The organism is Prevotellamassilia timonensis (assembly GCF_021531665.1).
In the GTDB taxonomy this organism is placed as follows: domain Bacteria; phylum Bacteroidota; class Bacteroidia; order Bacteroidales; family Bacteroidaceae; genus Alloprevotella.
Genome location: NZ_JADYUH010000054.1, coordinates 1 through 20,205, shown reverse-complemented (window position 1 = coordinate 20,205; position 20,205 = coordinate 1). Strand labels below are relative to the sequence as shown.

General features: G+C 51.3%; 14 protein-coding genes. 4 read left to right on the top strand and 10 right to left on the bottom strand.

Going from position 1 to position 20,205, the window contains the following annotated elements:
• The 9 genes from I6E40_RS08700 to I6E40_RS08660 form a co-directional block, all read right to left on the bottom strand.
• A partial coding sequence (locus I6E40_RS08700) for a hypothetical protein (RefSeq protein ID WP_235386649.1) occupies positions 1-260 on the bottom strand: 260 nt, incomplete at its 3' end.
• Between the two features lie 659 nt (positions 261-919).
• Positions 920-1,189: an HU family DNA-binding protein gene (locus I6E40_RS08695; RefSeq protein WP_235386648.1), complete on the bottom strand. Its 270-nt coding sequence runs from the start codon at positions 1,187-1,189 to the stop codon at positions 920-922.
• Between the two features lie 291 nt (positions 1,190-1,480).
• Positions 1,481-2,560: a hypothetical protein gene (locus I6E40_RS08690; protein ID WP_235386647.1), complete on the bottom strand. Its 1,080-nt coding sequence runs from the start codon at positions 2,558-2,560 to the stop codon at positions 1,481-1,483.
• Positions 2,561-2,915: 355 nt separating this feature from the next.
• Positions 2,916-5,279 carry a T9SS type A sorting domain-containing protein gene (locus tag I6E40_RS08685; protein WP_235386646.1) on the bottom strand — a complete coding sequence of 788 codons (2,364 nt, stop codon included), beginning with the start codon at positions 5,277-5,279 and terminating at the stop codon, positions 2,916-2,918.
• Between the two features lie 38 nt (positions 5,280-5,317).
• A complete protein-coding gene (locus I6E40_RS08680; RefSeq protein WP_235386645.1) occupies positions 5,318-5,899 on the bottom strand; it encodes a non-canonical purine NTP diphosphatase in 582 nt (193 codons plus the stop codon).
• Between the two features lie 129 nt (positions 5,900-6,028).
• Entirely contained in the window at positions 6,029-6,856 is an 828-nt protein-coding gene (locus tag I6E40_RS08675; protein WP_235386644.1) for a hypothetical protein, read from the bottom strand.
• Positions 6,857-6,862: 6 nt separating this feature from the next.
• Positions 6,863-7,828, bottom strand: a complete 966-nt coding sequence (locus I6E40_RS08670; RefSeq protein ID WP_235386643.1) for a YitT family protein — start codon at positions 7,826-7,828, stop codon at positions 6,863-6,865.
• A 110-nt stretch (positions 7,829-7,938) separates the two neighbouring features.
• Positions 7,939-10,776 (bottom strand): leucine--tRNA ligase, encoded by a 2,838-nt coding sequence (leuS, locus tag I6E40_RS08665; protein WP_235386642.1) that lies wholly within the window; start codon positions 10,774-10,776, stop codon positions 7,939-7,941.
• A 978-nt stretch (positions 10,777-11,754) separates the two neighbouring features.
• Positions 11,755-12,270, bottom strand: a complete 516-nt coding sequence (locus tag I6E40_RS08660; RefSeq protein ID WP_235386641.1) for a hypothetical protein — start codon at positions 12,268-12,270, stop codon at positions 11,755-11,757.
• Between the two features lie 495 nt (positions 12,271-12,765).
• Here I6E40_RS08660 and cysQ point away from each other — a divergent pair, with 495 nt between their 5' ends.
• The 3 genes from cysQ to I6E40_RS08645 all read left to right on the top strand — a co-directional run bounded on the left by cysQ (position 12,766) and on the right by I6E40_RS08645 (position 15,828).
• Positions 12,766-13,593 carry a 3'(2'),5'-bisphosphate nucleotidase CysQ gene (gene cysQ, locus I6E40_RS08655; RefSeq protein ID WP_410897048.1) on the top strand — a complete coding sequence of 276 codons (828 nt, stop codon included), beginning with the start codon at positions 12,766-12,768 and terminating at the stop codon, positions 13,591-13,593.
• 153 nt (positions 13,594-13,746) lie between these two features.
• Positions 13,747-15,297 carry an SLC13 family permease gene (locus I6E40_RS08650; RefSeq protein ID WP_317207408.1) on the top strand — a complete coding sequence of 517 codons (1,551 nt, stop codon included), beginning with the start codon at positions 13,747-13,749 and terminating at the stop codon, positions 15,295-15,297.
• Between the two features lie 45 nt (positions 15,298-15,342).
• Positions 15,343-15,828 carry a PaaI family thioesterase gene (locus I6E40_RS08645; RefSeq protein ID WP_235386640.1) on the top strand — a complete coding sequence of 162 codons (486 nt, stop codon included), beginning with the start codon at positions 15,343-15,345 and terminating at the stop codon, positions 15,826-15,828.
• 115 nt (positions 15,829-15,943) lie between these two features.
• Here I6E40_RS08645 and I6E40_RS08640 read toward each other — a convergent pair whose 3' ends face one another.
• On the bottom strand, positions 15,944-16,615 hold the full coding sequence (locus I6E40_RS08640; protein WP_235386639.1) for a DUF4294 domain-containing protein: 672 nt from the start codon (positions 16,613-16,615) through the stop codon (positions 15,944-15,946).
• Positions 16,616-16,913: 298 nt separating this feature from the next.
• Here I6E40_RS08640 and rnr point away from each other — a divergent pair, with 298 nt between their 5' ends.
• Positions 16,914-19,244 carry a ribonuclease R gene (gene rnr, locus I6E40_RS08635; protein WP_235386638.1) on the top strand — a complete coding sequence of 777 codons (2,331 nt, stop codon included), beginning with the start codon at positions 16,914-16,916 and terminating at the stop codon, positions 19,242-19,244.
• Positions 19,245-20,205: the final 961 nt, after the last annotated feature.

The window sequence follows — 20,205 nt, the reverse complement described above, 5'->3', positions numbered from 1 at the left end:
TGTCTCTCGGAACTCACGGGCATCCCCGTTTTTTCCGTCAGCGAGTGCAAAAGTACGGCGACTTTCTGAACCGAGCAAGACTTTGACTCAAAAAATTTGAGAAAATCTGCGTTTTTCTGCTTTTGAGGGGGATTGCGGAGGGTTTGGCTTGCGGTTTGTAAAGCGCAGGTGACAGTTTTGAAGGGCTGTTTGCGCACGAATCGCTCCCAGTTTTTCTTTGGTGCGCTCCTAGCAAGAAATATTTCTCCATTAATGCCCATTCATTGTCTCATTAAATGTCTCATTAAATTCTGAACAATTCGTGAACAATTCGTGTTCCAGGAAACAATTCGTGCCCCCCAAAAAATAAAAACCGCCTTGATGAACCCATTCATGAGGATTCTTGGAGAGAAAAGAGGAAAGAGCGCGCCGAAAAAACCAACAATTTTGAGCGTTTTTTCGGCGATTCGACATTAACATTTTAAACCTTCAGGAACACTTATCGCCTCCTGATTTTGCCTATTCGGCGCGCAGTTTTACTTAGAGGAAGGGAAAGAAAAATTAGAGGAAGGGAAAGAAAAATTAGAGGAAGGCAAATTTTTCCCGGATGCGCTCCTAAAATCCCCGTTTTTAAAGGGGAAGTAAAGCAAAAAGGGAGGAGCCGAGGCTCCTCCCATATCTCTGTACAAATATAATACTTTTCATCGCCAAAAGCAAGAAGTGTTAAAACCGAAAAACCGCCTTGGGTGTGGAAAAGCTTTTCTCCACGAAATCAAGGAAGCGACTCGACCGGATTTATCTCCCATATAGAAAAGAGATAGTATATATGGTACGCGCGAGAGAAATGAAGAAGGAAGGTGTTCTGAGAACCTTCAATTTTTCTCAGAACACCTTACAAAAAATCCGTGAACGGAAGGAGTTCACGGAATAGTTTGCAAGTTTATTTCACGGCTTCTGCGAGTTCAGCACCAGCCTTGAACTTGATGACTTTCTTTGCGGGGATTTCAATTTTCTCCTTAGTGGCGGGATTGATGCCCTGACGTGCGGGACGTTCGGTGACAGCGAAAGTACCAAAACCGAGGAGAGCGACTTTGTCATTAGCCTTGAGAGCGTCGCCAATGGCGTTGAGAGCGGCATCAAGAGCCTTCTTGGAATCAGCTTTGCTCAGACCTGCTGCAGCAATAGCATTTACGAGATCAGTTTTGTTCATTGTATAAATAAGATTAATAAGGTGATGAGTATCGTGAGTTTCCGGATTTCGTTTTTTTGATGTAAAACTACTGATAACAAAGTGAATCTGCGGTCTTATTCGGTGACAAAAATAGAGGTTGAAGTGCATTCCTACAAAAAAAATGTTGTTTTTTTTGCTCAAACGGGTAAAAAAAACGACAAAACGCGAAAAATCACGGATTATAAAGGGTTTTACGGTCAGAAATGAGACTTTAAAAAGCCCGAAGACGGGTGAAGTCCTCGGGCAAACGTTAGTGAAAATTGGTTCTAATTAGCGTGCCATACGAGCGGCGCGACGGGTCTGCATGCGCTGACGCATCTTGGAGGTGAAGAATTTATGACTCTTGTTTCCGTCAGTGCTCATAGCGGCAGCAGGCGGATAATTCGGAGTTGCCTCTACGGGAGTGTAGCCGAAGCGAGCAGTGTTGGTATATTGATAACCATAACCAGACTGCGTGTGAGATTCAGTCGCAATGGTTCCGTCTTGGTTCAGCGTATAGCTAAGGTTATAAGTGTTGTGGTCTGTATCCACCTCACCATCTTCCACGAATGTTTCATCGATTTCAATAGAAGTGGGAAGTTTAGCCGTACCTGCACCGTTCAAACCAACCAAAGCCCACGTGAAGTCGTAGGCAGTTTCAGAGTTCAAGATGTCGCACAAGTTGAAAATAGAAGGCATCTGCATGTATTTGTTTTCCTGGCTGCCGTAGGAAATAACATAGGTGACAGTGCTAGAGTTACCATCGTTGTCACGACCACTTTGGACAACTTTCACCAAGTTGTTGTCGGACCAAGTAAACATTGTGGTCATTGTTCCGGAATAAGTGTAAGCCTCTCCGTAATCCACACCTGTTTCCGTGCCGTTCTCAGTAATGGCAGTAATATGCCCTGCAGCATCGTAAGCATAAGCGACTGTACCATTGAGAGTCCAACTATAATTATGATTTGAATTTTCGTACCATGATTTTCCGGAAATAGAGGAAATATAACCCGCGGGTGTGAAAGACACATTGAAATCCCACTGCTCACCATTTCCGGTACGCGTCACTTTACCTTTTTCATAGTCAAACTTGATAACGCTACCAGATTTAGTAATTTGAGTGAGCCTATTCAAGTCGTCATAACTGAGATAATCAGTTCTGTCATAATCAAAAGAGGTCAGTAACACGCCGGCATTTTTCACCAAACTGCTGTTGTTGCCTGTACCGGTGCCAACACCGCTACCGCCGTTACCGCCGCCGGGAATGCCACCACCGCTACCGTCTGTCACAGGGTCGTCATCACCACAAGAAGCGAAACTCAGTGCGCCGACACAAAGGCAGAGCGCGAAGAAAAATTTGGATGTTTTCATAACTGATAAGTAAATTAGAAATTAAAGAAAGTTTTTAAATAAGTACGTTTATGTCGCAAAAGTAGAAAATATTCGTTTGTAGTTCGACTCAGAAGCAAGAAAAAGTTTCATTTTCGTCATATTATATAGTAAAAACAGAAACATTGACTACACGAAAAGAAGATTGGGAAAGGTTTTCGGGGGAAAAGAAAAATATTGCGCAAACCAAAATATTGGCGCGGACACGACGAATCGCATCCGCGCCAAAAGTGGGGGCTATGTAATCTATAAAAGAGACGAAAGTCTATATAAGCGAGAAGAGACTTTATATAAGGTATATAAGCGAGAAGAGACTATATATAAGGAAGCAAGGCGGTCAAATCACCACGAACTTGGCGGCGACGGCGGTGCTGCCGTCGGCGGTGGTAATCATGACGTAATAGACGCCGGAGCCGACGCGCCGACCGGAGGCGTCACGCACGTCCCACCGGAAGGAGCCTCCCACGGCTGTCCCGGAGGCAACGAGTTGCGACCCGGCACTGACAATCTTCACATCTGCTCCATCTGTCAAACCACTGATGGTGACCATGCCGTTGAATTCGGGACGGACGGGGTTGGGATAGACTTTGATTTGATTTTTTGAAAGTGTCGGCATGGCACGAGAGACGCCGGTGCGATAGGAGCACAAGCCGGCGTCGGTGCCTATCATCAATTCTCCGGTTTCTTCGTTGATGGCGAGAGAGAAGATGTTATCGGAAAGCAAGGGTGAGTCCGCCGCGGTGAAATGCTCCAGGATCTCCGAACCGTCAGCGCTGACGAGATAAAGTCCGCCGTCAATGGTGCCGAGCCATTTACGGTTACCTCCATCAACGGCGATGGCATGGACGGTGACTCCGGTGAGGAGATAGTCCGCATAGTTTGTGCCATCGTTGCGAGGCACTTTGGGTTGAAGAATCTTGAACGAGGAGTCAAACCATTCGTCGGGGTCTTCAACGACGAAGACTCCATTGGCACAACCAATCCAGAGTTGTCCTTCTTTGTCAAAACAGAAATCCTTGACCTCAGCGAGGGAGACAGACGTGTCGTCTTCGTTGGTGGCACCGGAACGGAAGACCTCATAGTCGTCGGACTCATCGTCTATCGTGCCGCCGTAGTCAAAACAATTCAGACCGGAAGAGCGACCGGTCTCAAACTCCACGGACGACCAAATGCGTCCCTTGCTGTCAGGTTTGACGATGGAGTTGGCGACGCCGCTTGAGAGTGAAGGGGAATAGAGGCTCTTCCACTGCCCGTCGGGCTTGAGAACGAGAAGAGCGGAGTCCGTGTAGTTCTGAAGAATCCAAAGATTCTCGTCCTCGTCAAAGGCGCAGCCACCGGTGCGCACATAGCGCAAAAAAGAGCCGGAGGTTGAGGCCAGCGCAGACTTGATGGGCGAGTTGTTCGGCGTGTAGTGTTTCACGAACTTTCCGTTTTCAAACTCATAGAGCCCTGTGCCATAGGCGGTGGCAAAGATGTGAGCGGGATTCTTGGGTGAGAAGGCGACACTACTGAGGTTGGTGTAGAGATTGCCCGTTCGCTTCAAGACCGTGTCTTCTTCCATGTCGTCCCAGTTTTTCCCATCGAAGCGGAAGAGGCTTCCTGCGTTTTTTATTGCATCGGTATAGTCAGGACGACCGCCGCAGACATAGAGTGTGTTGTCCGGTGCATAGCGAAGGCTGTAGCAAAGGTCACGGCGCGGTCCGCTTTGCGAAATGGTTTCTCCCGTTGCCGTGAGTGCAGTCTCGTCGGAAGAAGGCACAAAGGCTTGCGCGCCGAGACTGCCCTGCGCTACCCAAAGGCTCGTGCTGCCGAATGGCACTACGTCGTTGCCACCGTCAGCCAAGTCATATTCTTTCAACTCCATGGGGTTTTCTGCATCTGCAACGAGGACTTTTGAGGCGGAGACGAAGGCATGGCGACTGCCATCGGTGCGTCCGCGTTTCACGACGTGGTCGGTGAGCCGAGTAATGGTAGGTTTCTCCGTGCCGGAGGTGGCTTCAAGATAGCAAACGCCCGCCCATTTGTCTGTCCAGGTGGCAATGAAGGGCACCACCATATACACTCCGTTGGCAGCGGGAAGGATTTGGGTCACGCGCATGCCGAAGAGCGACTGGAAGTTGGAAAGATAATACAGGTTGTCGGAAAGATGTCCGCGCACCACTTTGTCGGAAAGAGCAAGATAGAGGTCGCCACCCATGATGGCTCCGGCGAAGACCGTGCGTTCGTAGTTATAGAATGCCTTCACTTCCTCTCGCTTCACGTCCAACAGAATGACGCCTAGTTGAGTGGCGACGACGGCGATGTCACCGCAGACAGTGAGGGAGTTGGCGGTAAGCGCAAGGTTCGTATAGTTTTTTATCTGCGGAAGATTGACAATTCTTCCGTTGTCGAAGAGTAAATCAACGTTGTTGTTCTTGTAGTATATCACCAGTGCCTTCGCCGTGGCGGAATAACCGATGAAAGCAATTCCTTTGTCGGAGAGTCCGGCGAAGCGGTCAATTTCTCTCACGGAACTGTCTTCGGTGTCTAAGGAAACGAGGTTGTCTCCCATCAGCGCATAGACGACTTTCCCGGCACGAGTCACTTGCGTGGCATCATGATAGGAGAGATAATAGGTCCAGTCGGTGTCGGCTGCGCCGGCGTGGAGGGGGCTGCACAGATTGAGGAGGCAGGTGAGGAGAATGAGCAGATAGGGTTTCATGGGCGTGGGCGTTGCGTTGGGCGTTAGCAAACTATTTTTCAACCTTTGAGAAGGAAGGCGGCAAGTTTTGCGACGGCGCGAGCGCGATGTGAGATTCCGTTTTTGACTTCTACGCCGAGTTCTGCGAAAGTCTTGCCAAGATTCTCGGGAATGAAGACTGGGTCATATCCGAAGCCTTCAGTGCCACGTTGTTCCGTGGCTATTTCGCCTTCGACCACTCCTTCAAAGAGGTATTCTTTCCCGTCGAGAATCAAAGCAATGGCGGTGCGGAAGCGGGCGGTGCGAGTATCGGCGTCTTTCAGTTCATCGAGGAGTTTGAGCGTGTTGGCTTCAGGGTCGTGACGGTCGGGGAAGGCATAGCGGGCGGTGTGAACGCCGGGGCGTCCGCCGAGTGCATCGACCTCAAGTCCGGTGTCGTCGGCAAAGCAATCGACCCCGTAGTGCTCGCTGACCCAGCGCGCCTTCAAGAGCGCATTTCCTTCCAATGTGTCTGCTGTTTCGGGAATGTCATCGTGACAGCCCATCTCGGAAAGTCCAAGGATTTGCAGACGGTCGCCGAGGATGGCACGTATTTCTTCCAGCTTGTGAGCGTTGTTGGTAGCAAAAACAATTTTTTTCATGACACATTATGTATTAAGGAGTGTTCCATGAGTTACGGGATAAGGAACGTTCAAAAGAAAGTGCTTATTTTTTGGTTGCAACCTAATTTTTAGAACACGCCTTATGTAGGACGGCAAATACGCTTGAGTTCATTGTGCAGACTTTCGAACGATGGCGACGGGAATTCCGCCGAGTTCTGCCGCCGTGTCGGTGAAGGAACTCCAGTAGGAACCAATCAGCCGTTTCGTGTGCGCAAGGCACCACAAATCGACGACTGCGTTTTGGATGCCCGCGAGGCTTTTGCGGCAGGTCGGTGTCGGAAGCGTCAGAACCTTTCCGCCGAAACGCCGACAAATTTCGTTCTTGACGGCGAAATCATCGGTGGCAAGATAGAAAACGACGTTGGGATGTTTCTCGACTTCTTCTTCCATGGCTTTGACAAAGTCTTCGGGATCGCTTTCCGCTCGACTGACGATGTTGTCGGTTCGGCGCACGTGAACGCCGATGATTTCTTCGGGAAACTCGCGTGTGATGGAGTCAATGCGTTTTTGAATCTCGGGCAGCGGTCGGAGTGTTTGAAGGAGAGAGGGAGCATAGGGAAATGCCACGCTGCCACCGGAAACAAAGACTTTGCGGTGACGCTCCGCCAGGGAGCGAAGTTCCTCGGGCTTGGCGGGAACATAGTTTGAAAGTTGCACGTCCCATCCGAGAATTGTGCGAACGAACTGCGGCCAATGGAGGTTCTTCCTCGTGATGGGGCGCGCCCACCAGTGCCGTCGGCAGACTTGGAAGGAAGGCGTGTCCACAGGAAGGAAGAGTTCGTTGAACCAGGCGTAGCAAGCCTCATCTCTTTCCCACTCCACGGAGACTTTGGCAGAAACAACTTGAGAAAGGCTGATCCCGGAGAGCAGCACTCTCAACCGATTGCACAAGCCACCTTGAGGCACCAGAACTACGGTAGCGGAGGTGTCGTTCATGGCTCGTCAGTTCTCCGTGCTTTTTTTCTCAGCCTTGACTTTGATTCGGTCAAAACCTTCTCCGAAGACACCGATGACTTTTGACTGAGAAACGAAGGCGCCCGGGTCAATGCCCTGAATGATGCGGAAGATGTTGGTGCTTTCGCGCTTCTTCGCCAGCACGACGAGCACCTTTCGCTCTTCTTTCGTGTACCATCCCTGTCCGTTGAGTACGGTGACGCCTCGGTGTGTTTTGTTGATGGCTGCCGCGATTTCATCGTAGCGACGGGAGAAGATGAGGAACTGAACGGACTGACGCCCGCGGTCCACCACGTAGTCCAAGAGCAAGTTGGTGATGATGAGCGTACAGTAGCCGTAGAGCAGTTTCTCCACATTTCCGGAGGGCAGGAAGAGGGATGAACTGATGATGATGAGGTCGCAAAGCATCATCATTTGCCCGAGCGTCACGTCTTTATACTTATTGATGATAGAGGCAATGATGTCGGTGCCTCCCGTGGAGCCGTTGCTCAGGAAGACCATTCCGATGCCGATGCCTTCAATCGCCGCCCCGATGATGCAGGACATGAAGGCGTTGTCTTTGACGACTTGTGGCAGTCCGCTCTTCGCGTTGATGGCGGGGAAGAGTCCGGGATTGTTTGTTGCCCAATAAATCATCACTTCCTGCACCATTCCAAGCAAGAAGGTGAGCATGAAGACGGCATAAATCGTTTTCACGCAGAATCGCCAGCCCAAGATTTTGATGGCGAAGATGAGGAGGATGATGTTTACGAGGAAGAAGGTGTACTGTACGGGGAAGCCGATGGCGTAGAAAATCACGGCACCCGCACCGGCGAGACCGCCGGTGGTAATTTCGTAGGGCAACATGAAGCAGGTGAAGCCCAGCGCATAGAGGAGCAGACCGGTCGTAATGATGACGTAGTCGCGAAAATCTTGAAAGAATGAGGTTTTGAACCTCGCAACGACTTTTTCCATTTTGGAGAGGTGAGAGAAAATGAGTCAATGAGTCAAAGGTCAAAGAATCAAAGAGACAAATTGTCTTTGTCAAAAGTCCATGGGGAGTCAAAGGTGTGAGCGTGAAGGTTTCACTTTATCACGATGTTTACGATTCTTCCGGGCACGACGATGACTTTCACAACGTTCTTTCCTTCCAAATATTTCTGCGCCTGCTCGGAAGCGAGGGTGGCTTCGCGGATGGCGTCGGCAGAGGCATCGGCAGGGAAGTCGAGGGTGAAGCGAGTTTTTCCATTGAAGGAGACGGAGAGGGTGACGCTGTCTTCTTTCAAATGGCTTTCGTCAAAAATGGGCCACTCGGCGTCGCAGACGGTGGTGGTGTGTCCAAGTTTCTCCCAAAGTTCTTCAGCCACATGGGGCGCGAAGGGAGCGAGAAGAACCACGAGTTTTTCCAACACCTCGCGAGAAACGCACTTCTGCTGAGCCAGTTCTCCGGTGGCAATCATGAAGGCGGGGATGGCGGTGTTGTAGGAGAACGTTTCGATGTCCTCTGTCACTTTTTTGATGAGTTTGTGGAGCGACTTGAGGTTATCTTTCGTTGCGGTTTCTTCCTTGACTGCCCACTCGCCGTTTTTGTCGAAGAAGAGGTTCCAACACTTTCTCAGGAAGCGGAAACAGCCGTCAATACCGTTGGAATCCCAAGGTTTGCTTTGGTTGATAGGTCCGAGGAACATTTCATAGAGGCGGAGCGTGTCTGCGCCGTAGGTTTCCACGATGTAGTCGGGATTTACGACGTTATACATTGACTTTGACATTTTCTCCACAGCCCATCCGCAGACATATTTTCCATCCTCCAGGATGAACTCGGCGTCTGCATACTCCGGTCTCCAAGCCTTGAAGGCGTCAAGGTCAAGCACATCGTTGTGGACGATGTTCACATCGACGTGAATGGGGGTCACATCGTGTTGGTCTTTCAAGCCGAGACTGACGAAGGTGTTGGTGTCTTTGATTCGATAGACAAAGTTGGAGCGTCCCTGAATCATTCCTTGATTCACGAGTTTGGCGAACGGTTCTTCCTTGCAGCTGATGCCGAGGTCAAAGAGGAACTTGTTCCAGAAGCGGCTGTAGATGAGGTGCCCCGTGGCGTGCTCGGAGCCTCCGATGTAGAGGTCCACGTTTTGCCAATAGCCGACTGCTTCTTCCGAAACAAGGGCGTCGTCGTTGCGCGGGTCCATGTAGCGGAGGTAGTAGGCACTTGAACCTGCAAAGCCGGGCATGGTGGAGAGTTCAAGGGGGAAGACGTTGACCTGGTCGATTTGACTGTTGTCCGTGACGCAGGCGTTCTTTTCGTCCCACGCCCAACGGGTGGCATTTCCGAGGGGCGGCTCGCCCGTTTCGGTCGGGAGAAAACGAGACACCTCAGGCAATTCGAGCGGCAAGCAAGCCTCGGGAATCATCTGCGGCATACCGTCTTTATAGTACACGGGGAACGGTTCACCCCAGTAGCGCTGGCGGGAGAAGATGGCATCGCGGAGACGATAGTTCACCTTGACTCTGCCCAGTCCGTTTTCGGTCACGAATTTCTTGGTGGCAGCAATGGCTTCTTTAACGGTCAATCCGTTGAGTGAGAATCCTTTGAGCGATTCTTTTCCTGCTGCGGGGGAGTTGCTGACGATGCCTTCCTTGGCGTCAAAACTTTCCTCGCTGACATCGGCGCCTTCGATGAGCGGCACGATGGGGAGGTTGAAATGGCGCGCAAAGGCATAGTCGCGAGAGTCGTGGGCAGGAACCGCCATGATGGCGCCGGTGCCGTAGCCCGCGAGCACGTAGTCACTAATCCAAACGGGAATGGCATCGCCCGTGAAGGGATTCACGGCGTAGGAGCCACTGAAGACGCCACTCACTTTGCGGTCTGCGATGCGTTCTCTCTCGGTGCGTTTCTTTGTGGCTTCGAGATAGGCTTCCACTTCGGCGCGCTGTGCGTCGGTGGTCAGTTGTGCGACCAACTCGCTCTCGGGAGCGAGCACCATGAAGGTGACGCCGAAGATGGTGTCGGCTCGGGTGGTGAAGATGGTGAATTTCAAGTCAGAGTCTTTCACCGAGAACTGCATTTCCGTACCTTCCGAGCGTCCAATCCAATTGCGCTGCGTTTCTTTCAGCGAGTCCGTCCAGTCAATTGTTTCCAGTCCGTCGAGCAAGCGCTGCGAATAGGCAGAGACGCGCAAGCACCACTGTTTCATTTTTTTCTGAACCACGGGGAAACCGCCTCGCTCGCTGACGCCATCGACCACTTCGTCGTTCGCCAGCACGGTTCCGAGTTGCGGACACCAATTGACCATGGTTTCGCCGAGATAGGCGATGCGATAGTTCATCAGCACCTGCTGTTTCTCCACGTCGCTCATGGTTTTCCATTCTTCGGCTGTGAAGTTCAGCTCCTCGCTTTGCGCCACGTCCAGCCCTGCGGTACCGGCAGTCTCGAAGTGACGAACGAGTTCCTCGATGGGAAGAGCCTTGGCTTCGGTGTTGGAATAGAAAGAGCCGAACATTTTCTGGAATGCCCACTGTGTCCACTTGTAGTATTGCGGGTCGCAGGTTCTGACCTCTCTGTCCCAGTCGAAGGAGAAACCGATTTTGTCCAGCTGTTCGCGATAGCGTGCAATGTTTTTGACGGTCGTTACCGCGGGGTGCTGTCCGGTTTGAATGGCATACTGTTCGGCGGGAAGGCCGTAGGCATCATAGCCCATAGGGTTAAGGACGTTGAATCCTTTCAGGCGTTTGTAGCGTGCGTAGATGTCGGAGGCGATGTAGCCGAGCGGATGACCGACATGAAGTCCCGCTCCTGAAGGATAGGGGAACATGTTGAGCACGTAGAACTTCTCCTTGGAGGCATCCGGCTCGACGTGATAAGTCTTTTCAGCCGCCCACTTGGCCTGCCATTTCTTTTCGATTTCTCTGAAATTGTATTCCATTTATGTAATGAGTTGTATTATTGTTCTTTTGATGCGTTTCGCCTGAAAGACGAGTGCAGCAGGGCAAACCGGTTGAAACTTTTGCCGAGCCGCAGCCTGTCTTCGCAAAAAACATTGCAAAGATAGTGCAAGGCGAGAGCAAGACAAAAAGAAAAGGCAACGGATTTCTTTTTTTCGTTGTGCAAAGCGACGTTCTTTCATTTAAGGGGTGTTCTAAAAAACATGGAATAAGAGGCATCCAGAAGAAACGTCTTGCGTTTTGGCAGTGGATGCTTGTGACGGATTCCCAATAAAGAAAGGATTCGCGCACGTTCGCGCGTTTTCGGCTTTCAAACCTATACGTTTTTCAAGGGTACATACATTTTCTTCAAACCCTACACAAGACGGGCTTAAAATTTGATAATCAGATGGGTTAGGTGTGTAGGGTTGGGGCGAAAAAACCTACATGAGACCCTACATTGTGCAGGGTTGCGCGGCGGGGCATGTAGGCTTAGGAACGAGGGAAACGGGAATGCAGGGTTGAGCGGGAAAATACAAAAATCGCCGTTTTCATCGTAGTTTTCGGCTCATCGGGCGGAAAATTGCAAAAATCGCCGTTTTCATCGTAGTTTTTGGGGTTCACCGAGGGTCTCTGTGTCGCTGAGAAAACAAAACGGGGATAAGCACTTCTTCTGCAACCGTGATGGAACACCCTCAAAAAAATTGCTGTCCGACAAAAGATACACAAAAAGACAAGAAGAAAAAGAAGAAAAACCTCTCCCGCGAGAAAAAGAAGCAAGAGACCAAACAAGGGGGCGCGGGAAAAGAGACAACATGAGGGGGTACGGGAAAAGCGACAAATGAGAAAGGTGCACAGACCGCAGTCCGCGCACCCTTCAAAAAAGATAGTTTTTGTGATGGTTCTGAGAATGATTCTTTCGGATTTCGCCTCCGAAGGAAAAGGAGCAACCGGCACTTCACGCACGGTGCTCAGAGGGTTCAGAAGTCCCCGCCAAATCCGCTTCCGCTACCGCCGGGGAAGCCGCCACCGGGAAATCCTTGACCACCGGGACGTCCACCACCGGGACGATTCTGACCGCCGGGAGCAGCGGGACGTTTGAAAATCAAGAGCAGTTGTTTCGGAGTTAAACGCGTTTTGAATTTTTCCAGATAGGTGCGTTTGATGCTCACCTGCAGTTCGTCGCTCTTCAACTGATTTTCGATTTGTTGCAAAACCTCTTCGTCGGTGAGAGATTTTTCTTTCTTGCCTTCCGCCTTCGGTCTGCTCAGACGCATGGCTTTGCGAAGCGTGTCGGAATATTCAACAAAAATAGGGGTAAACCAGGCGCGCGTGGCGTCATCCAACTTCATGCGTTCCGCCATTTTCTCTGCGCGGCGCAGAACTTGTTCGCTGCGTTCCATTTTCTCTTTTGACTTTTTCTTAACATCGGACTGTGCGTTGGCAGAGACACCAAGTGCGAGGAAGGCACAAAGCACAAAAATCAGCTTTTTCATAAATTTGATGTAGGGTTTAGAGGGTTTGTGTAAAGGGGTGTTCTAAAAATTAGGTTGAGTTGATTTTTGATTTCTTAGAGATGAACTTTTGTCAGTTGAGGAAGGAGCATAGCGGGCTATGTGACTGACGAAACTTACAAAAGGGCGCGCTAAGAAGCGAAAAGCGACCAAAACGTAAGCACTTTCTTTTGAACGTTCCTTATCCCGTAATTTTTAGAACACCCCTAAAGGGAAACCTTCTCGCTGCGGCGCCTGCAAGTGAGGAGGCTTACATTTCATTTGACCCGAAACGCGGAAAAGGGTTTAATCCCAACACGCGACTTCTGACAGGTCAAGTGTACGAAACCCGCTTTTATCTTCACGAAAAGCCCAAAAATGTGGTTTCAAAAGCGAGCCTTGCGGGAAACACGACGAAAGAATACTTACTTTTGCACAGAAAAATCCCCGAACTGACCGACGAGCCGACGAGACCGACGAGCCGAAGCAAGGGGACACATGATTCTTTCACACATCGAACCAATGGAAACAAAAGACATACTCCAAGCCGCCATCCAAGCCGGCAAAGCCATCATGGAAGTCTATGACTCTCCCCAAAGCGAATGGCAGGTGGAAAGCAAAGCCGACAACTCGCCGCTCACACTCGCTGACCGCCGCTCACACGAAATCATCAGCGAAGCACTCAAAAAGTCGCCCTACCTCATGATTAGCGAGGAAGGGAAAATTCGGAAATATGCCGAACGGAATCACCACCGACACGTTTGGATTGTGGACCCGCTCGACGGAACCAAAGAATTCATCAAACGAAACGGAGAGTTCACCGTGAACATCGCCCTCGTGGAAGACGGACTGCCCATCTTCGGAGTAATCTACGCGCCCGCGCTACACATATTATATTATGGTAACGCACGCGACGGCGCCTTCAAGTGCGAAGTGAATCCCGAGACGGGAGAATGGGGCGAACCCCAAGAACTGCCGCTCGCCCGCCGCAAGAAAGGTGACAAACTCCGCGTCGTGGCATCGCGCTCACACCTTTCGCCGGAAACAAAAGCCTACATTGACCGACTCAAGGAAGCACACGGCGAAGTGGAACTCGTCAGCGCGGGAAGTTCCCTCAAAATCTGCATGGTCGCAGAAGGCAGTGCCGACGTCTATCCCCGACTCGCCCCCACCATGGAATGGGACACCGCCGCAGGACAAGCCATCGCACTCGCCGCAGGATGTCAGGTCGTGGAGGCTGAAACAGAACAACCCGTGCGCTACAACAAAGAAGACCTCCTCAACCCCTTCTTCATCGTCAAGGGTTCTTCTTTAAATAAAGGTTGAGTTGGATTTCTTAGAGATGAATTTTTAGCGGTCCAAACTTCCACTTTCTTGACCACATCTTCACATCCTCTCTGCCTCAAAAACGAGATTCTCTGAACTTTTCCCTACATTTGCGGCTGAAAACACCCCACCCCATCCCTTCAAACAGTCCCCGTGAAAGTTCTTTTTGTCTTAGTCATTCTCGCATTTCTCGTGCTCGCGCTCATCAAAGACCGCATGCGCCCCGGATTGATTCTGCTCTCCGGCGCAGTGGTTTTCATGTGTGTCGGCATCATCACGCCGAAGGAGATGCTGGAAGGTTTTTCCAACAAAGGAATGATTACGGTGGCACTGCTCTTCCTCGTCAGCGAAGGCATTCGTCGTTCCGGCTGGCTTGAAATCCTGCTCCGGAAGTTGCTGCCGCAAGGCAAGGACGTGGGAGTGCGAAAAGTGGAGACCAGGATGCTGCCCGCCGTCTCCTTCATCTCCGCCTTTCTCAACAACACGCCGGTCGTGGTCATCTTCGCCCCGATGATTAAGCGCTGGGCGGAGCAACACGGGGTGGCAGCGACAAAACTGCTCATTCCGCTTTCCTACGCCACGATTCTCGGCGGCGTTTGCACGCTCATCGGCACAAGCACGAACCTCGTCATCCACGGCATGGTCATTGACGCCGGCTTTGAAGGGTTCTCGATGTTTGAACTTGGCAAGGTGGGAGTCATCATTGCCCTCTTCGGACTTCTTTATCTTTGGCTCTTCTCCGACCTTCTCCTGCCCAACGAGCGAAAAGAGCGGGACTTCACGCCAAGCTATGCAGCAACACAGGGCATGCACCGCGTGGAGGTCGTGCTCGGCGCACGCTTCCCAGCCATCAACAAGCGAATCATTGATTTTGACTTCAAAAGAAAATATGGCGCCATCATCCTGACGCTGAAGCGAGGCGGCGAAACCTTCATCATGCACGACATGCGCCGCGAGCGTTTCAAAGAGGGGGACACGCTGGAACTGCTTGCCGATGAAGACTTCATGGCAAACTGGGGAGACTCCTCTTTCTTCCTCATGGTCTCCAACGGAAAAGATCCGGAGCCGACACTCAGCCCGAGGAAAAGAGTCCTCGCCGTCATCCTGCCGACGCTCATGATTCTCGGCGCGACCATCGGCGAGCTGCCCGCCGTCCGCGAAGCCTTCCCCGGCGTCAAAATCGACATGTTCGTTTGTGCAGCCGTCGTCACCGTCATCATGGCGTGGCTGAACATGTTCCCCGCTCGAAAATACACTAAGTTCATCTCCTGGGACATCCTCGTCACGATTGCCAGCGCCTTCGCCATCAGCCGCGCCATGCAAAACTCCGGACTCGCCGACGCCGTGGCGGAATTTGCCGTCGGACTGAGCCAAAGCCATGGTCCTGTCGTCTTGCTCGCCGTGGTCTTCATCGTGACGAATCTTTTCACGGAACTCATGACCAACAACGCGGCAGCGGCTCTGGCTTTCCCGCTCAGCCTCGCCATCGCGCAACACCTCGGCGTGAGCCCCACACCCTTCTTCGTCACCATCTGCATGGCTGCCTCCGCCAGCTTCACCACGCCGATTGGCTATCAAACCAATCTCATCGTGCAAGGCGTCGGGAACTATCGCTTTGCGGACTTCGTCAAAATTGGACTGCCGATGAACATTCTCGCCTTCATCATCACCATCATCTTTGTGCCGATGATTTGGGAATTCTGAAAACATCTCTCTCCGATTCCCTCCACTTCTTTCTAAACCATCTCCATGAAAAAAATCATTAACCCCTACGTTTCTCTTCCCGGCTACAACTGCTTCGGTTGTGCGCCCCACAATCCTTTCGGTGTGAAAATGGAGTTTTTTGAAGACGGCGACGACATCGTTTCCGTTTGGGAGCCGCGCCCGGAGTTTCAAGGCTGGCTTCACACGCTCCATGGCGGCATTCAAAGTGTTTTGCTGGACGAAATCTGCGGATGGGTGGTCATGCGCAAACTCCAAACGGGCGGCATGACGGTCAAAATGGAAACGCGCTACCGCCACGCGGTCAGCACGGAAGGCGGCACACTCTGTCTCCGCGCCCGCCTCAGCGAGGTGAAACGAAACGTCGCAACCATTGAAGCGGAACTCTGCGACGCGGAAGGGCGAGTCTGCACCACCGCCGTCTGCACCTACTTCACCTTCCCGCCCGAGAAGGCACGCACCGAACTCCACTTCCCAGGCTGTCAGACCGAGGACGAGGTGGAAAAAGAATAACGGGAGGGTCTATAAACTACGGAATAAGGAGCCTCATTTTTAGAACACCCCTAACAAAAAAGGAGCGGCGAACGCTCCTTTTTTTATTTTTCATGCCTTCCTCTTTCTCAGCCTCTCACAGCAGTCCCGCCTCAACCATTTGCACGACGCGTTCGGTGTAGCGGTCATCGCCTTCCGGGTCATATTTCTTCGTGAGGCTGTTGCCGAAGAGGAGTGCGACGCCTTGATAGAGGTTCGCCTTGAAGCCTCCCATGAAAGCCTTCGCAATGCTGTAGCCCGTCTGGTTGCACTCCCGATTGATGAGTTTGACCAGCAGTTGTCCCTGCGAGCGGGTCAGTTTCTTCAGTGCGGGCGCATACTGCTTACGCAGTCCTTTTTCGACATCCCTGAGATGTGCCTCGCGCGCCTTTTGGTCGGGCAGCGTGCGCAGAATCTGATAGGTTTCGATGATGGTCATCTTGGTGAGTTTCGCCCAGGGAAGCACTTTTTTGACGTTATAGACCAGACGATTGTAGCGCTCGCGCTCTTTTTCGTTTTTGAACTCCATCGGCGGATATTTCGGGAGCGTCGGGAGAATGACGTGCGGAATGACGCGCCCTTTGTAGTCCGTGCTTCCGACCTGCGTCATCAGCGGCACCTCCGTTTCTTCCAATGCGGGGGCTTTCGTGGAGTCACCGGGCGTCGTCTCGACCTGCCCACGCAAGGGTTTGCCGCCGTGACGCTGAGCAACGGCGGGCGTGGAGAGCACGAAGGCGAAAAGCAGGAAAAGAAAAACGTTTTGACGCATTATTATATATAGGAATGTTCTAATCACTTATGGAAGAAGGAGTGTTCAAAAGAAGATGCTTCCGTTTTCACCCTCATTTATAGGACACCCCAAAGGTGCAGGTCGCAGCCTACAAGAAGGTGAGTAGACGGAGGGAAATCTCTCTTTTGGGAGGCAAAAGTAAGAAGTTTCGGCGGGATGCACCGTTATATATTCTTAATTTAAAAAACGATTCACAGAAAATGCCTTCATTTGTAAGCGTTTTCTGAGGACAAACGCCCCAAATTCATCCTAAACACGGCAAAGTGCCGTCCAAACCATGAGCAAGAAAGAAAAGAAAGGCGAAAGCAGCAGACTGAAAAAGAAGGACGTGCTGAAAAGCCTAATTCAACTGTTTGAAGAACATCCCGGAAAAGACTACGACGTCAAAGAACTGTTCTCCCTCTTCCACGCAAAGAACCATCCCGCCAAAATGATTGTGATTGACAGTCTCAACGAACTGATGCTCGAAGACCACATCGCAACCGACGGACAGGGAAAATATCACAACGCCGTGCGCTCCAACGTCATGGAAGGCACCTTCGTCAGAAAGCGCAACGGCAGAAACTCCTTCCTGCCCGACGACGGCGGAAAGAGCATCCTCGTCTGCGAACGCAACTCGCTCCACGCACTCGACGGAGACAGAGTGAAAGTGACCATGCTCGCCCGACGCGCCGGACACACCCGAGAAGCAGAAGTCGTCGAAATCATCAAACGAGCCACCGACACCTTCGTCGGAAAACTGCAAGTGGGAAAGGGATATGCCTTCCTCGTCACCGAAAGCCGCTCCCTCGCCACAGACATCTTCATTCCCACCGCGAATCTCAAAGGGGGAAAGGACGGCGACAAAGCAGTGGTGCAAATCACGGAATGGCGCGCCGACTCCAAATGCCCGACCGGAAAGGTGATTGACGTGCTCGGCAAACAAGGAGAAAACAACGCAGAGATGCACGCCATCCTGGCGCAATACGGACTGCCCTACACTTACCCCCAAAAAGTGGAAAAGGCAGCCGAAAAACTCAGCCCGGACATCACGCAGGAGGAAATCGACAAACGCGAAGACTTCCGCGAGGTCACGACCTTCACCATCGACCCACACGACGCCAAAGACTTTGACGACGCCCTCAGCATCCGCCCCGCAGGCAAAGGCCTCTGGGAAGTGGGCGTGCACATCGCCGACGTCTCGCACTATGTCAAGGAAGGCGACATCATCGACAAAGAAGCCGAAAAGCGCGCCACAAGTGTCTATCTCGTGGACCGCACCATCCCGATGCTGCCCGAAAGACTCTGCAACTTCATCTGCTCGCTGCGACCGGACGAAGAGAAACTCGCCTACTCTGCCATCTTCACCCTGAACGAAAAGGCTGAAATCAAGGACTGGCACCTCGCCCACACGGTCATACGCTCCAACCGACGCTTCACCTACGAAGAAGTGCAACACATCTTTGAGCGCAACGGCGTTGCCTCTGCCGAAGACCTCGCCCTGCCCGGCGAGCACCCCGAACCACTGCCCGCAGGCTCCGAACCGGAGGGGGAATATGCCACAGAACTCATCACACTGAACAACCTCGCGAAACAACTGCGCGAAAAACGCTTCCGAAACGGAGCCATCGGTTTTGACCGAGCCGAAGTGCGCTTTGAAATTGACGAGAAAGGACATCCCATCTCGACCTATATCAAAGTGGCAAAAGACGCCAACAAACTGGTTGAGGAGTTCATGCTGCTCGCCAACAAAAGCGTCGCGGAGAAAATCGGCATCGTGCCGAAGGGAAAGAAGCCCAAGGTGCTCCCCTACCGAATCCACGACGTGCCCGACCCGGAAAAAATGGAAAAACTCGGAGCCTTCGTGGCTCGCTTTGGATATAAGATACGAACCGAAGGCACAAAGACCGAGGTGAGCAAGAGCCTCAACCGTCTCCTGGGCGAAGTGAAGGGAAAGAAAGAAGAAAACGTGGTTGAAATGGTGGCACTGAGGGCGATGATGAAAGCGCGCTACAGCATTCACAACATCGGGCACTACGGTCTCATGTTCCCCTACTACACTCACTTCACCTCTCCGATTCGCCGCTATCCGGACACCATGGTACACCGTCTCCTGACACGCTACGAAGAAGGCGGACGCTCCGCAAACGGAAGCAAATATGAGGAACTCTGCGAACACGCCTCCAACATGGAACAACTGGCTGCCACCGCAGAGCGTGCAAGCATCAAATACAAACAAGTGGAGTTCCTTGCCGACCGCATCGGAAAGGAATATGACGGCACAGTCAGCGGCGTCACTGAGTTCGGACTCTACGTGCAAATCGACGAGAACGGATGCGAAGGAATGATTCCGCTGAGAATGTTGATGGACGACTACTATGAGTTTGACGAGCGCAACATCTGCCTCATCGGACGACGCTTCCGAAAAATCTACAGCCTCGGCGACAAGGTGCGCATCAAAGTGGAACGCGCCAACGTGGAGCAACGCCTCATCGACTTCTCGCTTGTCGGGGAAGACCCTGCCATTGCGTCCCGAACCCCAAAATCGCTGTTCGCACAAGAGGAAAAAAACTCAAAAGGCGGAAAGAAACAACGGAAACGACCCAGAAAAGGCTCCCGAAGATTCTGAAAGACCGGCAAAACAAAGCGAAACTGACGCCACAAAAGACAGTTCGCAAAACGGTTCGCAAGAACGATTCGCAGAGAGCGCAAAGAACGCCCCTCGCAGCGACGCTGCAAGTTGGCTACTGTGACACGCTGTTTCCTTAGGAAACACCAAAACCTTTTCCACACCCAACGCCTTTTTTCGGTTTTAACACTTCTTGCTTTTGGCGACGGAATGTATTATATTTGTACAGAGATATGGGAGAAGCCTCGGCTTCTCCCTTTTTTCGTCACTTTCCCTTTAAAAACGGGGGTTTTAGGAGCGCATCCGGGAAAAATTTGCCTTCCTCTAATTTTGATTTGCCTTCCTCTAATTTAAATTAGGGGAAGGCAAAGAAAAATTACGCGCCGAGTAGGTAAAAATACGAGGCGGAAAGTGTTCCAGAAGGTTAAAAATGTTAATGTCGAATCGGCGAAAAAACGCTCAAAATTGTTGGTTTTTTCGGCGCGCTCCTTCCTCTTTTCTCTCCAAGAATGCTCATGAATGGGTTCATCAAGGCGGCTTTCATTTTTTGGGGCACGAATTGATTTTGTTTGGAATACAAATTGTTTCCTGGAACACGAATTGTTCACGAATTGTTCAGAAATTAATGAGACAATGAATGGACATTAATGGAGAAACAGTTCTTGCTAGGAGCGCACCCTTTTTGACCCCCTTTTGAAACATTAATGTGCATGAATTTGATTCATTAAAAAGCCATTAATTTGTTTTGGAACACGAAACGCGCGAAATGTTCAGAATTAATGAGACATTTAATGAGACAATTAATGGGCATTAATGGAGAAACAGTTCTTGCTGGGAGCGCATCCTTTTTGAACCCCTTTTGAAACATTAATGTTCATGAATTTGATCCATTAAAAAGCCATTAATTTGTTTTGGAACACGAAACGCGCGAAATGTTCAGAATTAATGAGACATTTAATGA

Bases quoted from the DNA above. Each gene is read 5' to 3' on its own strand.
- I6E40_RS08685 (WP_235386646.1), bottom strand. From the start codon at position 5,279: ATGAAACCCTATCTGCTCATTCTCCTCACCTGCCTCCTCAATCTGTGC.
- I6E40_RS08690 (WP_235386647.1), bottom strand. From the start codon at position 2,560: ATGAAAACATCCAAATTTTTCTTCGCGCTCTGCCTTTGTGTCGGCGCA.
- I6E40_RS08645 (WP_235386640.1), top strand. From the start codon at position 15,343: ATGAAAAAAATCATTAACCCCTACGTTTCTCTTCCCGGCTACAACTGC.
- I6E40_RS08640 (WP_235386639.1), bottom strand. From the start codon at position 16,615: ATGCGTCAAAACGTTTTTCTTTTCCTGCTTTTCGCCTTCGTGCTCTCC.
- rnr (WP_235386638.1), top strand. From the start codon at position 16,914: ATGAGCAAGAAAGAAAAGAAAGGCGAAAGCAGCAGACTGAAAAAGAAG.
- cysQ (WP_410897048.1), top strand. From the start codon at position 12,766: ATGATTCTTTCACACATCGAACCAATGGAAACAAAAGACATACTCCAA.
- I6E40_RS08660 (WP_235386641.1), bottom strand. From the start codon at position 12,270: ATGAAAAAGCTGATTTTTGTGCTTTGTGCCTTCCTCGCACTTGGTGTC.
- I6E40_RS08695 (WP_235386648.1), bottom strand. From the start codon at position 1,189: ATGAACAAAACTGATCTCGTAAATGCTATTGCTGCAGCAGGTCTGAGC.
- leuS (WP_235386642.1), bottom strand. From the start codon at position 10,776: ATGGAATACAATTTCAGAGAAATCGAAAAGAAATGGCAGGCCAAGTGG.
- I6E40_RS08670 (WP_235386643.1), bottom strand. From the start codon at position 7,828: ATGGAAAAAGTCGTTGCGAGGTTCAAAACCTCATTCTTTCAAGATTTT.
- I6E40_RS08675 (WP_235386644.1), bottom strand. From the start codon at position 6,856: ATGAACGACACCTCCGCTACCGTAGTTCTGGTGCCTCAAGGTGGCTTG.
- I6E40_RS08680 (WP_235386645.1), bottom strand. From the start codon at position 5,899: ATGAAAAAAATTGTTTTTGCTACCAACAACGCTCACAAGCTGGAAGAA.